Source organism: Mucilaginibacter gossypiicola (assembly GCF_900110105.1).
GTDB lineage: Bacteria > Bacteroidota > Bacteroidia > Sphingobacteriales > Sphingobacteriaceae > Mucilaginibacter > Mucilaginibacter gossypiicola.
This window is the reverse complement of sequence record NZ_FOCL01000002.1, coordinates 489,982-505,726: the sequence shown is the minus strand read 5'-3', so window position 1 is coordinate 505,726 and position 15,745 is coordinate 489,982. Positions and strand designations below refer to the sequence as shown.

Annotated in this window: 9 protein-coding genes; 8 read left to right on the top strand and 1 reads right to left on the bottom strand. The window is 44.2% G+C overall.

Translation table 11 applies throughout. The annotated features are described in order from the left end of the window. Positions 1-66: 66 nt before the first annotated feature. The 4 genes from BMX50_RS07430 (at position 67) to BMX50_RS07415 (ending at position 6,844) form a co-directional block, all read left to right on the top strand. Positions 67-2,121: a M13 family metallopeptidase gene (locus tag BMX50_RS07430; RefSeq protein ID WP_091209717.1), complete on the top strand. Its 2,055-nt coding sequence runs from the start codon at positions 67-69 to the stop codon at positions 2,119-2,121. 172 nt (positions 2,122-2,293) lie between these two features. Beyond that, complete coding sequence (locus BMX50_RS07425) at positions 2,294-4,348, top strand: M13 family metallopeptidase (protein WP_091209714.1); 2,055 nt, start codon at positions 2,294-2,296, stop codon at positions 4,346-4,348. 483 nt (positions 4,349-4,831) lie between these two features. Then, positions 4,832-5,023 carry a hypothetical protein gene (locus tag BMX50_RS07420; RefSeq protein ID WP_091209712.1) on the top strand — a complete coding sequence of 64 codons (192 nt, stop codon included), beginning with the start codon at positions 4,832-4,834 and terminating at the stop codon, positions 5,021-5,023. A gap of 108 nt (positions 5,024-5,131) precedes the next feature. After that, positions 5,132-6,844 (top strand): sodium:solute symporter family protein, encoded by a 1,713-nt coding sequence (locus BMX50_RS07415; RefSeq protein ID WP_091209710.1) that lies wholly within the window; start codon positions 5,132-5,134, stop codon positions 6,842-6,844. A 200-nt stretch (positions 6,845-7,044) separates the two neighbouring features. Here the strand turns inward: BMX50_RS07415 and BMX50_RS07410 are convergent, their stop codons facing one another. Then, the gene (locus tag BMX50_RS07410; RefSeq protein ID WP_091209708.1) at positions 7,045-7,899 is read right to left on the bottom strand and encodes a DUF2911 domain-containing protein; all 855 of its coding nucleotides are present in this window, start codon (positions 7,897-7,899) and stop codon (positions 7,045-7,047) included. A gap of 165 nt (positions 7,900-8,064) precedes the next feature. On the opposite strand from BMX50_RS07410, the gene BMX50_RS07405 reads away from it, so the two are divergent. The 4 genes from BMX50_RS07405 (at position 8,065) to BMX50_RS07390 (ending at position 15,725) form a co-directional block, all read left to right on the top strand. Continuing rightward, the gene (locus BMX50_RS07405; protein WP_091210345.1) at positions 8,065-9,252 is read left to right on the top strand and encodes a class I SAM-dependent rRNA methyltransferase; all 1,188 of its coding nucleotides are present in this window, start codon (positions 8,065-8,067) and stop codon (positions 9,250-9,252) included. Between the two features lie 601 nt (positions 9,253-9,853). Further along, positions 9,854-13,024, top strand: coding sequence for a SusC/RagA family TonB-linked outer membrane protein (locus BMX50_RS07400; protein WP_167667840.1), 3,171 nt, complete (start codon positions 9,854-9,856; stop codon positions 13,022-13,024). A 15-nt stretch (positions 13,025-13,039) separates the two neighbouring features. After that, the gene (locus tag BMX50_RS07395) at positions 13,040-14,962 is read left to right on the top strand and encodes a RagB/SusD family nutrient uptake outer membrane protein (protein WP_208864661.1); all 1,923 of its coding nucleotides are present in this window, start codon (positions 13,040-13,042) and stop codon (positions 14,960-14,962) included. A gap of 13 nt (positions 14,963-14,975) precedes the next feature. After that, positions 14,976-15,725: a DUF3823 domain-containing protein gene (locus BMX50_RS07390; RefSeq protein ID WP_091209704.1), complete on the top strand. Its 750-nt coding sequence runs from the start codon at positions 14,976-14,978 to the stop codon at positions 15,723-15,725. Positions 15,726-15,745: the final 20 nt, after the last annotated feature.

Below are 15,745 nucleotides of genomic sequence, written 5' to 3'. Positions count from 1 at the left end.
AACGCTGTCCTAAATTCTATTTTACCATACAGTCGTTGTATTTTAATTCATACACACACCTAAAAAATGAACAAACAAATCCGTTCCTTATCCCTGATCACTGTAGCTCTTGGCACTTTACTCAGTGCTTGTAGCCATGAAGACAAAACAAAAACCTACGAAGCCGGCGACCCCGTGATCCATAACATGGACACTACCGTAAAGCCCGGTGACGATTTTTTTAAATATGCCAACGGCACCTGGCTGCGTAAAAATCCAATCCCGGCGGCATACGCCTCCTGGGGTATTGGTAATGTTGTGCAGGAGGAGCTGCGCGACAGGATGAAGAAGATCAACGAAGATGCTCTAAAGGCCAATGCTCCGAAGGGAAGCAACACCCAAAAAATAGGCGATTTCTATTTCAGTGGGATGGATACGGTTAATATCGAAAAGCAAGGCCTTTCACCACTGAAGGACGAGCTGGACAAAATTGACCGGATAACAGATATCAAAAGCCTGGTTGATGAGTTTGCACACCTGCAAAGGATTGGCGTAACGCAACCTATTGGCGCTTATGTTGGTCAGGACGCTAAAAATAGCTCAAAAATGGCTTTGGGCCTATACCAATCGGGCATAGGTATGCCTAACTGCGATTATTATTTTAATAAGGATGAGCATAGTGTGGCTATCCGTAACGATTATCAAAATAAATATCTGCCGACAATGTTTAAACTGGCCGGCTTACCTGCCGACAAAGCAGTAGCAGCGGCAAGAAAAACCTACTCGCTTGAATCTTTTTTGGCTGATAGCAGCCGCAAGCTGGAAGATCTGCGCGATCCGTATCATAACTACAACAAAATGACGCTTGCCGCTTTGAGCAAGCTGGCCCCGGATATTGACTGGAAACCCACCTTTGAAAAGATGGACTACAAAAATTCCGATACCGTAATTGTAGGGCAGCCAGAGTATTACAGGGCGCTGAATAAGGCGCTGAAAATTTATTCGATAGATGATTGGAAAAATTACCTGCGTAATAACCTGATCACTGCTTTCGGCTCGTATCTGAGCAAGCCTTTTGACCAGGAGATCTTCCGTTTTTATGAGAAAGTAATTGAGGGCAGTACCGCGCAACTTCCACGTTGGAAACGGGTATTGGATACCGAAAATGGTTTGATGGGCGAGGTATTGGGACAGATCTTCGTAAAAGAGTATTTCCCCGAAAAAACAAAAGAGCGGTACGTAAAACTGGTTGAAGAAATGCGTACCAGCTTTAAGGAGCATATTGAAAAGCTGGATTGGATGAGCCCCGAAACCAAGGAGAAAGCTTATTACAAACTATCAAAGGTGAACCCGAAAGTTGGCTACCCGGATAAATGGAAGGATTTTTCGACATTAGAGATCAATCGTGGCTCTTATGCACTCAATGTATTGCGGGCAAACGAATGGTGGCATAACTTCAGTGCGGCTAAGCTGGGCAAACCTGTCGACCGTACCGAGTGGGATATTACCCCGCAAACCTACAATGCCTACTATAATCCATCAAATAACGAAATTGTATTGCCAGCCGGCATTTTCACTATCCCCGGTTATAAGGATGAGAATATTGACGATGCCATTATTTACGGCTATGCTGCTGCATCAACCATAGGCCATGAAATGACCCATGGTTTTGACGACCAGGGCCGCCAGTTTGATGCCGCCGGAAACCTGAAAGCGTGGTGGAAACCGCAGGACTCGGTAAAATTCAGCCAGCGCGCCAAAATGCTTATCGATCAGTTTAATGGGTACAGCATTTACGGTTTGCATGTAAACGGCAAAGCCACCCAGGGCGAAAATATTGCTGATTTGGGCGGGATTGTAATAGGCCTTGATGCCTTCAAGAAAACCCAACAATATAAAGAAGGTAAACTTATTAATGGTTTAACTCCATTACAGCGTTACTTTTTAGGCTACTCATTAGGTTGGCTTACCCAAGACAGAAAGGAATCACTCTCAAGCCAGATCCTTACCAATGAGCACGCTCCCGGTTTTATGCGTGTTAACGGACCCTTTACCGATGTGCCTGAGTTTTACGAGGCTTTCCATATTAAAAAAGGTGATAAAATGTGGATTGATCCGGATAAGAGGGTGAAGATATGGTAGGCTCCCCAGCCCCCTAAATGGGGAGTAATATCAGTAGTTGTCTGAACCGGAATTTTATGGAATTAAAGGAGTTGGCAGAATGCCAGGAAAATTCCAAAAATTCTCCTAATTTCATAAAATTCGGGTTCAGACAAGGCCTTTGTTTTTATTAAATTTGTTAAAAAGCGTTGACATGACCAAACTTTACAAAGGAACCCTCTTTGGCGGAGCTGCTTTGGCTTTATTTGCCCTGAGCGCCTACCAAACAAAAACTACCGATAAACCCACCGACCCAGTTTACGATAATCTGGATAAATCGGTAAAGCCGGGCGATGATTTTTTTAAATATGCCAACGGCGGCTGGCTTAAACGTAATCCCATACCGGCAGCATACTCAAGCTGGGGCATAGGCAACGTAGTATCCGAAGAGCTGCGCGACAGGCTGAAAAAGATCAACGAAGATGCACTGAAGGCCAATGCCCCAAAAGGCACATCCACCCAAAAAATAGGCGATTTTTATTACACCGGACTGGATAGAGTCAATATCGAAAAACAAGGCATCAACCCCATAAAAGCACAGCTGGATGTTATTGACCAGGCTAACGATATAGCAGGGATCCTGAACGCAGCAGCCGTGTTAACTACCACCGGCACCCGCAATATTATAGGCAGCGGTGTACGTCAGGATGCCAAAAACAGTGTTAAAACCATCGTGCAATTGGGGCAATCGGGTTTAGGACTGCCTAACCGTGATTATTATTTTAAAACCGATGCCCGTACCACCAAAGTACGAACGGATTACATGAACAACCACCTGCCGGCCATGTTGAAGCTCTCAGGATGGGATGAGCAAAAAGCGACGCAAGGAGCAGCAAGCGTATTTAAAATTGAGAAGTTTTTGGCCGACAGCAGCCGCAAGCTCGAAAACCTGCGCGATCCGTATCGCAACTATAACAAAATGACCATAGCCCAGCTGGGCAAGCTTACACCCAATATCAACTGGCCTGTAATGTTCAGCAAGCTGGAGTATAAGCAGCCAATTGATACGGTGATTGTTGGGCAGCCGGAGTATTATAGAGCGGTGAATACCGCGCTTAGCACGTTTTCTGTTGATGACTGGAAAGCTTACCTGCGCTGGAAACTGATTTCCTCATACGCCCCTTATCTTAACACTGCTGCGGATGCCGAAAGTTTCCGATTTAGCGGCAAGGTAATATCAGGACGCAAGGAACAGCTACCCCGCTGGAAACGGGTACTGGATACCGAAAACGGTTTAATGGGCGAACTGTTGGGACAACTTTTTGTGAAAGAATATTTCCCGGCGGAGGCAAAACAACGTTATACCGATATGGTTGAGGCCATACGCCAGGCCTACCGCGAGCACATTGCCAAACTGGATTGGATGAGCCCCGAAACCAAACAGAAAGCTTTAGCCAAGCTCAATGCTATCCACCCTAAAGTTGGCTATCCCGATAAATGGAAGGATTTTTCGAGCATGGAGATCAGCCGCGAATCATATGCCGGTAATGTGATGCAGGCCCGGCACTGGGCTTACCTGTTTAATATCAATAAACTGGGAAAGCCGGTTGACCATACTGAATGGGGCATGACACCACAGACCTATAACGCAAGCTATAGTCCTTCAAATAATGAGATCACATTGCCTGCGGCACAGTTCAGCATTCCGGGGGTAAAAGATAGCGAGGTGGATGACGCGGTAGCTTACGGTTATGTAGCGGCATCAACCATTGGTCATGAAATTACCCATGGTTTTGATGATGAAGGTCGCCAGTTTGATGCCAAAGGCAATCTTAGGGCCTGGTGGACGCCAACCGATTCGGCAAAGTTCACTAAACGCGCCAACATGCTGGCCGACCAGTTCAGCAGCTATGTGGTACTGGACAGCCTGCACGTAAATGGCAAAGCATCCTTAGGCGAAAACATTGCCGATCTGGGCGGAATTGTGTTAGGCATTGACGCTTTTAAAAAGACCCAGCAATACAAAGAAGGTAAGCTCATTGATGGGCTTACGCCAATGCAGCGCTTCTTTTTAGGCTACGCCCTCGGCTGGCTGGGCCAGCAGCGCGATGAGTCGTTAGCCAACCAGATTCTGACAGATGTACATGCTCCAGGCTTTTTAAGGGTGAACGGTCCGTTTAGTGATGTGCCGGAGTTTTATAAAGCTTTTAATATTAAAAAAGGTGACAAGATGTGGATTGATCCGGATAAAAGGGTGAAGATTTGGTAGGTGTCCCGGCCCCTAAAAAGGAAATTTCTTGTAGGTAAATGGTAAAAGCAGAAGACTTACGAAGTTTTAAAAACTTCGTAAGTCTGGATTCTATTGCGGGTAACCATCCGGGAAATCCTAAAAAGAGCGTGATGAGGTATAAAATATATTTTAGCGATGGCGCGCGGTGGCCGCGTTAGTGATAGTAGCGGATACCGGCCTTGTGGCTAATGCCTGTGCAGTATAAGCGGATAGCACGGGCCGCAGGCAACGCCCATTTTTATAAGATTGAATCAAGGAAAATATTAATAATCAATAATTTACGACTGTCTCATTGTGAGGAGAAACGACGAAGCAATCGCATACTATACAGGGCGTGTATGCTTCCTTGCGATTGCCGCGCTGCGCTCGCAATGACATAGTTTATTATAATTCTTTTACAAAACAAACTTTGGTAAAATTCAATTAATCACCTATTTTTGTCGCAATCATATACATAACATCATGGGACACCATAAAGAAGAAAAAGAGAACTTTGATTACATATACTACTTAGTAGGATTAGTTTCGGGCCTATTTGTAGGCGGTATTATTGAAAAAGGCTTTACCTGGATTTTTGTAGGTGGTGTTTTAGGTTTATTAACTGCTGCTGCATTTATCGCCGTGTTAGTTCGTGGCCGTAATGAAGAGGCCTGATCCTGACCTGCCCTCATTTATAAAAAATTGGAACCAGTTTTACGGCATTGTTGCTGCATGGCTGGTTTTTTTAGTTTTAGTATTCTGGCTCATTACCAAATTCTTTGAATGAGTTTAACCGACTGGATTGTTTTAGGCCTTACCATATTTTCTATAGTGCTGTATGGCATATGGAAAAGCGGCAGCAATAAAAATATCGACCAGTTTTTGATGGGCAGCCGTTCATTGCCGTGGTACCATGTGGGCTTATCGGTAATGGCTACGCAGGCCAGTGCTATTACCTTTCTTTCGGCGCCGGGACAGGCCTATTCGGATGGGATGCGTTTTGTGCAGTTCTACTTCGGGCTGCCGCTGGCCATGATTGTGCTTTGCATCACCTTTGTTCCTATTTTTCATCGCCTTAAAGTTTATACTGCTTACGAGTTTTTAGAGCAGCGATTTGACCTCAAAACCCGCGCGCTTACATCATTCCTCTTTTTGGTGCAGCGGGGCTTATCTACCGGCATCACTATTTATGCACCTTCTATCATCCTTTCAACCATATTAAATATCAACACCGTTTATACTACACTTTTTATAGGCGGCCTGGTAATTATTTATACAGTTTATGGCGGAAGCAAGGCTGTATCATACACCCAGCTAATGCAAATGAGCATTATTTTTATGGGCATGTTTTTGGCAGGAGTGCTGGTGGTTTACCTGCTGCCAGATAGTGTGAGCTTCATGAGCTCGCTTAAGATGGCCGGTAAAATGGGGCGCATGAATGTAATAGACTGGAAATTTGACCCGAATAACCGTTATACCGTTTGGAGCGGATTAATTGGGGGCTTCTTCCTGCAACTCTCCTACTTCGGTACAGATCAGAGCCAGGTTGGGCGTTATTTAACAGGCAGTTCGGTAGGGCAAAGCCGTTTAGGTTTGATCATGAATGGTTTGATCAAGATCCCGATGCAGTTCCTGATCCTGTTGATCGGTATACTTGTGTTTGCATTTTACCAATTTAACCGGCCACCAATTTTTTTTAACCAGTATGAGGTAAGGCAGATTAAAAACAGTAATTACGCAGCACAATATAACTCTCTCGACCAGCAATATACCCAGGCCTTTGAGCAAAAGAAGATCAAAGCCAATGAACTGGTAAAAGCCATCGACAGTAAAAATCAAGACCGTATTAACCACGCGCAGGATCAGTTAAAGGTAGCTGATAACAAGGCCCACACCATCAGGCAAAACGCCATTGAACTGATGAAAAAGAATAACCCCAAGGCCGACGATAATGATACCAACTATGTGTTCCTCTCTTTTGTAACGCAGTATTTGCCCAAAGGGTTGATCGGCTTACTGATGGCTATTATTTTCCTGGCATCTATGGGTTCAACCGCAAGTGCTTTAAACTCACTGGCTTCAACAAGTGTGGTTGATATTTACAAACGCATTATTAACCCTAATGCTACAGATCAGAACTATTTAAATGCATCGCGCCTGGCAACGGTATTCTGGGGGGTGGTTTGCATCGGCATGGCATTGTACGCCAGTCGCATCGGTAACCTGCTGGAGGCGGTAAATCAATTGGGTTCTTATATTTATGGAACCATTCTTGGTGTATTCATCGTAGCTTTTTATCTCAAGAAGATAAAAGGTACCGCTGTATTTATAGCCGCTATTATAACCGAAGCATTGATCTGCCTTATGGGGTATTATAATGTAATTGCCTATTTGTGGCTTAATGCTATCGGCGCTCTTCTGCTCATCATTATCGCATGGGTTATTAGCGTAATGGCACCTCCTAAATCAACATCTACTCAGGAAATCTCAAATTAGTCGAATCATTTATCTACAAATTGATTGTTTTGCCCCTCTGGGGCAATTTGTTAATCTTTACATTAAATGCTACAAACCTTATGCCCCTCCGGGGCATTTTTTTAGTTTAAATTACATGCAAATAAAAAGGCCCGTTTCCTTATGAGAAACGGACCTTTTATTTTTTAAAGTCCTCCCCTTTGGGGAGGGTTGGGAGGGGTTTACTGCTTAGCCTGATCCAGCGCTTCCTGGTTCAAGCGGGCATATTCTTCATCTTTATCGGCATTGGCTAAGGCTATACCAGCTTCGGCAGCAGCTATAGCTCCGGCTTTATCGCCTTTACGTAACAACAGGCGCGATTCCCAGAGCTTGTACCAGGGGCCTTTAGGCTCAATTTTTTCGGCTTCGTAAACCCAGCCTAATGCTTTATCAACATCTTTATGGTTTTCGTAATAGTACTGGATGGCATTAAAATAATATGGCTTACGGTCGCCTTTCATCAACTCGTCGATATTGGCTGTGATCTTGGCGTCGTCGTCGGTTTCCATGTGGATATAGGCCGCGGTTTTGTCCCAAACCAAAACCAGGTCGGTTGATTTGGTAGTTGAGTTAACAAAGGCCATCGTAAACGTTTCGCGTTTTTCGCTTACGCGGATTGGCTTTATATTAAAACGCAAAAAATCCTGGTCTTGCTTATAGCTGTAAGCTCCCCATTGTTTTACAACTTTGTTGAGGATGATAGTCCATTCGCCTTTGTTTGGGATGCTGAACAGGGAATAAGTCCCGGCAGGTACAGGGTTACCTTCAATAACAACTTTTTCGGTAAAGGTGATGGTGGTTGCAGCGTTAGCACCGGTGCGCCAAACTTCGCCGTAAGGGATGATGCCGCCGAATATTTTGCGGTCTTTAACGTTTGGGCGGGAATAAGTGATGGTTACTTTTCCTAATCCGAAGTCCTGGATAATGGTTTGTGTTGAGCTGGCCTCAGGTATGCGGGGAATCTGGGCGTATGATTTTGAACTAAAACAACAGCAAGCTATCAGCATACTGAACAGGAGTACGTAAGTTTTTTTCATGATTATAGTTTTCGAATCTAAGATACCAAATGTTTTAATGCGGATATTATTGTGTATGACGTAAAAATATTTTCAAGGTTTAGAAGCCACATCATAAATACGCGACAAATGGATGGAACGTTTCCACAAGGCCAAAATTACCAGCGCTTTATTACCTTTGCACCCATGATTGACGTTATATTAAAGAAGGGTAAAGAAAAAGCCGTACTGCAAAGGCATCCCTGGGTATTTTCAGGGGCGATTGAAAAAGTAAAAGGCAAACCTGCCAATGGCGATGTGGTTCGCTTAGTAAATACGCAGGGCGAATTTATGGCCTATGGTTTTTATAACGATCAGTCGAGGGTTACGTTGCGCCTGCTGGAGTGGAACAAGGATGTTCAGGTAAACGAAGCCTGGTTTCGCGAAAAAGTGGCAACAGCAGTTAAAAGTAGGGATAGCATATTGGCTAACGGAACAAACACCTGCCGCCTTATCTTCAGCGAATCTGATTATTTGCCAGGACTTATTGTTGATAAGTACGCAGGCCATTTAGCGGTACAGGTACTCACCTCTGGGATTCAAAATGTAATGCCTGTTATTATAGATGAGCTCAAAAAGCTGCTGAACCCCGAAAGTATTTCAGATAAAAGCGATAATGCCTCCCGCGCTCACGAGGGCTTGGCCGAAGCAGAAAATAAAGTACTTGCTGGCAGCCCGCCGCCTGAACTGGTTGAAGTTTTGGAGAACAACGTTGTATACGGGATCAATATCACCGAAGGCCAAAAATCGGGCTTCTATTGCGATCAGCGGGATAACCGTCATGTCCTGGCTATGCATGCGAAAAATAAAAAAGTACTGGATTGCTTTTGCTATACCGGTGGTTTCACACTAAACAGCCTTAAAGAAGGTGCAGCTTCGGTAACCAGTGTAGATAGTTCGGCACTGGCCATTGAAACACTGGCCGAAAATATCAGGTTAAATAAACTGGATGCAGCTAAACATACAGCCATTAAATCCGACGTGAATGTTCAGCTTCGTAAATTCAGGGATGAGGGTGAAAAGTTTGATGTTATTGTGCTGGATCCTCCTAAATATGCACCATCGCGTTCGGCATTAACCCGTGCCTCACGAGCTTATAAAGATTTGAACCGCTTAGGCATGCTGCTCCTTAACGAGGGCGGTTTGTTGGCTACCTATTCATGCTCTGGAGCTATGGATATGGAAACTTTTAAACAGGTAATAGCCTGGGCCGCGCTTGATGCCGGTAAGCAGGTGCAATTTATCTACCAGTTCCACCAGCCCGAAGACCATCCGGTACGTGCTTCCTTCCCCGAAGGTGAGTATTTAAAAGGTTTACTTTGCAGGGTGTTTTAACCCCCTAAAGGGGGAACTATAGCCGAAGGCCTGTTTTGCATCGCAAGACAGGCCTTCGGCATTTAATGCTACCGCGGGTTTTCAACCCGTGGTAACCATGATTTCAGCTTTCAGCTGAACCGCATTTAATGATATAAGCTGAAAGCTTACCGCATATCAACCACGGGTTACGCTATCGCTAAACCCGCGGCAGCAGAGAAGAAAAAAATCATGTCATTGCAAGGAGCGAGACTGGGATGAGCGCGGGCGCGACGCGGCAATCGCATGCTATACAGGGCGGCTGCGCTTCCGTGCGATTACCACGCTACGCTCGCAATGACATAGTTTTATTCATAGCGCCCATTGCTTCCCCTATCGCTAAACCTGCGGTAGTATTTCATTAGTTTGCCCTCCTCCGCTTAAAAAAGCGGTTAATTTTTGTACGGTTAATAAAATTTTAGCCCAATTAACCCCTTTTTTAACCCTCGTTTTAATACCACCCGCTATATCATTGTCCCGCCAAATGGAAAACATGATATGCATTAAGCGGGCCTAACCATCCCTGTTTAATGGTTTTTGCTTTCCTCGAGGCATGAGTTATAAACCCATTAACCAATTATTTATGTACGAAAATTTTACCAATTATGATGGATGCCATCGCATCCGTTATCGTGCTAAAGTGAAAGGGGTAATGCAATATTGTATTACTGTCCTTTTAATTTTAGCCATGTGTACATCGGCTTTTGCTCAGGGCAGCAAAATAACCGGTGTTGTAAATGATGAAAAAGGGCTGCCGCTTCCCGGCGTTAGTGTAAAGCTTAAAGGCACCCCCAATGGTACTACCACCAACCTTAATGGCCAATTCAGTATCAATGCCGAGCCAAGTCAGACATTAGTATTTAGTTTTTTAGGTTACACACAGCAGGAAATTGCCGTAGGTAATCAAAAAAACATCGCTGTAAAACTACAGCCCAATGCTACCAATATGAACGAGGTTGTTGTGGTAGCCTACGGTACACAGAAAAAAGCATCGGTAACAGGCGCTATTGCTGCGGTTACAAACAGCGAAATCGTGACTACCAAAAACGAAAACGCACTAAATATGCTTACCGGTAAAATAGCTGGTGTGCGTATTACCCAACAATCGGCCGAACCTGGCTCATTTGCCAACGATTTTGATATCCGCGGTTTTGGTGCCCCATTGGTTGTTATTGATGGTGTTCCGCGTGACAACATAACCAGGCTCGATCCAAACGATATCGAAAGCATTTCAGTATTGAAAGATGCTTCGGCGGCGGTTTATGGGGTGCGCGCTGCAAACGGTGTGGTTATCGTAACTACAAAAAAAGGGAAAAAAGGAGCGGTTGATCTAAATTACTCCGGCACTTACGGCTGGCAGGTGCCGGCTTATATGCCAAAACCGGTAGGCGCAGTTGATTTTATGACACTGGTTAATGAGCAACTTTTGCATAACGTAAACGGCGGACAGGTAAAATATACCGATGCCGATTTTCAGGCTTACACCAGTGGTGCTAAAAAAAGCACAGATTGGTATAGCGCCGTATTTGGCAAAAGCGCCCCGCAGCAGCAGCACAATCTTAACGCCAGCGGTGGCAGCGAGAATACCAACTACTTTATCAGTATGGGTATTACCGATCAGAACGGCTTTTTTAAAAGCGGTGACCTGAATTATAAAAAGTATAATCTTCGCTCAAATATTACCAGCCGCATCAACAAAAATCTTACGATTGATGTGAACTTGAGCGGTACCCTTGAGCAAAAGAACCAGCCATACCAGGATGCCTGGTGGATAATCCGTTCGTTCTGGAGGCAAATCCCTACACAGGGTATTTATGCAAATGATAATCCGGGCTATTTAAGTAACGGACAGGTTGACGGCTCAAACCCGGTTGCAATGGCTGATGCCAGTGTTGATGGTTACAAACAAATAGGCAACAAATGGTTGCAAACATCAGTATCGGCTACTTATAATGTACCGTTTGTACAGGGTTTAAGCGCTAAAGGAATGTATAATTATGATTATTACTTTTCAAGCAACAAGCTTTTTCAAAAAGCCTACAATCAGTATAATTATGATGCAAACTCAAATACCTACCAGGCTATAGCCAATCAATCGCCAAGTGCTGTTACAAGGCAGTTTTATGAGAAGCCAAACACGCTGATGCAGTTATCATTAAACTATAACCGCTCATTTGGAGGCCATAACATTAGCGCGCTGGCACTTTACGAAGAGGGCGAGCAAAAAGGTGATAACTTCAACGCCATGCGTCAGCTTTCACTACCTATTGATCAGCTGGCTTCGGGTAATGCACTTAACCAAACCGCAACGGTTGATAACAGCTACCCATTTGATTACGTAACCCGCTCATATGTTGGTCGTGTTAACTATGATTACAAATCAAAATACCTGTTTGAATTTAGTTTCAGGGACGATGCCAACTCTAAAAACTCACCAATTAAACGCTGGGGCTTTTTCCCTGGCGCGTCTATAGGCTGGCGTGTTTCGCAGGAAAACTTCTGGAAAAATACTTCAGCATTATCATTTATTGACGATTTGAAAATCCGCTTCTCGGCCGCTCAGTTAGGAAACGACACGGATAACTATGGTTACAGTTACCTTTCGGGCTATTATTACCCTGCCCAGGGTGGTAATAATACTACTACGCCAGGTTCGGTATTTGACGGAGCTTTTGTTTCAGGTGCCCAAAATAAAGGTATTGCCAACCCTTATATTTTCTGGACGGTATCAAAAACTTACAACGCCGGTATCGACCTTGCCGCCTGGAATGGTTTACTGGGTGTTACAGTTGATGTGTTCAGACGTAACAGAACGGGCTTGTTAGATACAAGGTTTAACAACCTGCCGGGAGCAGTAGGTGTAGGCTTACCGCAAGAAAACCTGAACTCTGATCGTACCCAAGGTTTTGATATTGAGCTTAACCACCGTAACCACATTGGCGCTTTCAACTACATGGTTAAAGGTACTTTTGGTTACACCCGTTCAATGTGGCTTTATAAAATACATCCGCCTTATGGCAACTCACAGTTAAACTGGCACAACAATAATGATAATAGGTATAACAATATATTCTGGGGTTATGGTGCCGATGGTCAGTTCCAAAACTATCAGCAGATCCTGAACAGCCCGCAATATGTATCACGAAATACAGTAGTTGGCGATTATATTCTGCAGGACTGGAACGGCGATGGTGTTATTAACGATCAGGATGTTCACCCTATTTCACAAAACGTAAGTAACAATAACTATAGCACCCCTGCAACAACCTTTGGTTTAACGCTGGGCGGCTCATATAAAGGCTTTGATTTTAATGCTGTGTTGCAAGGTGCTGCAGGCATTAACGTATCATACATTGAGCAGTTGAACATCCCGCTTTGGGGTGGCGGCAGCGCTTTAGGTATGTTTATGGACAGATATCACCCAGCTGATCCTAAGGCCGATCCTTATGATCCTAACACGGTATGGGTACCAGGTACTTTTGCTTTAACCGGAACAACAGCCAATACAAACTCGCTGTCAAATATTCACAGTGCAGCTTACGTAAGGTTAAAATCGGCCGAGATTGGTTACAGCATACCTGCCAGCGCAGCTAAAAAGGCAGGTATTAAAGGCGCCAGGATATTTGTTAACGGCTATAACGTATTAACCGTAACCGGTTTGAAATACCTCGATCCGGAACACCCTTCTGCTAATTACGGTTATTTATACCCGCTTGACAAGATATTCTCGCTTGGCGTAAATGTTAAACTTTAATCAATTACTCAGATCATGAAAAAATACTCATATATGATATTGGCTTTTTTACTTTGCTGTACCGCAGCATGTAAAAAGCTGGATACCCTGCCTCCGAATATTATTACGGATCAGGACGTTTTCGCAAACAGCGCCGGTATAACGGCTTATATGGCCAGGATGTATGCCGAGCTCCCTATTGAGGATTTTAGGTATTCACCGGCACGAGGTCTTAACTTTTTCTGGATCATTGCGCCTACGAGTGCTACTACAGGCGAGGCTTTAAGCCGCGATCAGAGTAATTCAATGCAGGAAAACCTGATTTTTGACGACAGGCCAACTACCTGGAGCTTTTGTTATAAAACAATCAGGGATGCAAATTATTTATCTGAAACTCTGCCTAAGTATGCCAGCAATTATACTACGGAACAGATAAACGCCTGGTTAGGTGAGGCCCGTTTTATTCGTGCGGTTTGTTATTTTGCACTGGTTAAACGTTATGGCGGTGTGCCTTATGTTGATAAGGTGCTAAACTATCCCGAGCAAAGCGTTGATGAACTTAAAATACCACGTTCATCCGAAGAAAAGATCTATGACCTGATCAGTTCTGACTTTGATTATGCATATGCCAACCTGCCTGAGAGCAACCAGGCTGGTCGCGCTAACAAGTATGCAGCAGCCGGTTTTAAATCACGCGCTATGCTTTATGCGGGCTCGGTTGCCAAATACAACCAGGTGTCATTGGTTGATGGTAGCGGCAACAGGCTTTGTGGCATCCCTGCTGCAAAAGCGGTAACTTATTTCAAAGCAGCATATGATGCGGCTGCACTTTTAGAAGGCAGATACAGTTTATACAAAAAGGCCTGGGTAGCAGGTGATAAAACTGCGCAATATCAAAACTACATTAACCTGTTCTTTGATGCATCAAGCCCCGAAAACATATTTGTACGCCAATATCATTATCCGGAATCGGTGCACGGCTATGATGCCTACAATGTACCTCGCCAGCTGATGGGAGCCAATGGATATTCGTCTGAGGTTAATCCTACCCTCAACTTTGTGGAAATGTTTGATGGCATCCCTAAAAACGCCGACGGAACTATCAAAACCACTACAAATGGCAAATATGATTTGTACACTAATACCATGGATCTGTTTGCTAACGCTGAGCCAAGGTTAAGGGCAACAGTAGTTTTACCTGGTGATGTAATGAAAGGCGTAAGCATTGAAATACGCAGGGGCATTTATACCGGAAGCTCTGTTGGTGGTATTAGCCCGCTTTTACCTGCAGGTTCAACCGCCCACTATCCAACAGCCAACATTGTTGAGGCGGCTAATGCTAATCAAACTCCGGTGAAATTGCCGGATGGCACTACGATGAATCCAGCCGGTTTAAGTGGTTACTTTACAGGCGATGGCACCTGCTCGGTTTCGGGGTTTGCTATCCGTAAATACATTGTACCGGATAAGCCAACATCAGAGGTGCTGGAAAATCGTTCTGATCAAACCTGGATTGAGCTGCGTTATGCCGAGGTAATGCTGAACCGTGCTGAAGCCGCTTTTGAGTTAAGCTCGCTTGGCCAGGGGGATAAAAATTACCTGCAGGATGCCTTTACTCAAATTAACCAGATCCGCGAGCGTGCAGGTGCCGACCTCTTGACCGGATCAGGAGCTTTAACTGTTGATGTAGTACGCAAAGAGCGCAAAAAAGAGCTTGGTTTTGAAAATAAACAATACTGGGACATGCGTCGCTGGAGGGTTGCCGACAAGGAGCAAAACAGCACCATTTACCGTACGCTGATGCCGTTCTATTCTATTGCCGATGGGAAATACTTCCTTGACGCGCGTTTAGATGAGCGTAACTCACGCTACACATTTGATCCGCGCTGGTACTATGAGCAGATACCTGATCCTGAGATCCAGAAAAGCCAGAATTTAATTCAAAATCCGGGTTATTAATTTTAAGAGAGAGATGAAAAAACTATTTTATAGCATAGCATTAAGTGTATTGGTTGCCGCAGGCAGCTCATGCAAAAAAGTTGATAATTATGCCGCTCCCAATGTTACTTTAAAAGGTACAGTAACAGATGCCGGTACAGGTAAAAGCCTGCAAACAGAACAGGGCTCAGGTACCCGTATCAAATTATTGGAGATAAGCTGGAGCGATAATCCTACTCCTTTTTATATATCCTCATACCAGGATGGTACTTATCAAAATACCAAGCTGTTTGCAGGCAAAAACGTAATTTCGGCAGAGGGCGCTTTTGTACCATTGGTGCAGGTTGATAATACCGGCAAAACCATTGTTGATAAAAGCCAGACTGTTGATGTAAAGGATGTAACCACCGTAAACTTTTCGGTTGAACCATTTTTAAGGATAGAGTGGGTTGGTGATCCTGTTTTAAATGCAGATGGTACCATAACTACAAGCTTTAAAATTACCCGCGGTACTGCCGATCCTAATTTTCAGCAAAACGTGAGTGACGTTGCGGTATTTGTTAATTCAAACAATTACGTAGGTAATAATAACTATGATAACCGTTATACTCCGAAATTAGGAGGTGACGATGCAAATAATGCGGTGGGCAAAACCATTAGCCTTACTACGCTTGGCGGTAAACTACCAGGAAAAAGAAGTTACTTTATCCGCGTAGGCGCAAAGATGTCTTATGGTCTTAATTACTATAACTATACCGATGTTAAAGAGGTAAAAGTTCCGTGAAAATAATAATACCTGTGTGA

Excerpts from the sequence above, each read along its gene's own strand:
- BMX50_RS07430 (WP_091209717.1), top strand. The coding sequence starts at position 67 with ATGAACAAACAAATCCGTTCCTTATCCCTGATCACTGTAGCTCTTGGC.
- BMX50_RS07425 (WP_091209714.1), top strand. The coding sequence starts at position 2,294 with ATGACCAAACTTTACAAAGGAACCCTCTTTGGCGGAGCTGCTTTGGCT.
- BMX50_RS07420 (WP_091209712.1), top strand. The coding sequence starts at position 4,832 with ATGGGACACCATAAAGAAGAAAAAGAGAACTTTGATTACATATACTAC.
- BMX50_RS07415 (WP_091209710.1), top strand. The coding sequence starts at position 5,132 with ATGAGTTTAACCGACTGGATTGTTTTAGGCCTTACCATATTTTCTATA.
- BMX50_RS07410 (WP_091209708.1), bottom strand. The coding sequence starts at position 7,899 with ATGAAAAAAACTTACGTACTCCTGTTCAGTATGCTGATAGCTTGCTGT.
- BMX50_RS07405 (WP_091210345.1), top strand. The coding sequence starts at position 8,065 with ATGATTGACGTTATATTAAAGAAGGGTAAAGAAAAAGCCGTACTGCAA.
- BMX50_RS07400 (WP_167667840.1), top strand. The coding sequence starts at position 9,854 with ATGTACGAAAATTTTACCAATTATGATGGATGCCATCGCATCCGTTAT.
- BMX50_RS07395 (WP_208864661.1), top strand. The coding sequence starts at position 13,040 with ATGAAAAAATACTCATATATGATATTGGCTTTTTTACTTTGCTGTACC.
- BMX50_RS07390 (WP_091209704.1), top strand. The coding sequence starts at position 14,976 with ATGAAAAAACTATTTTATAGCATAGCATTAAGTGTATTGGTTGCCGCA.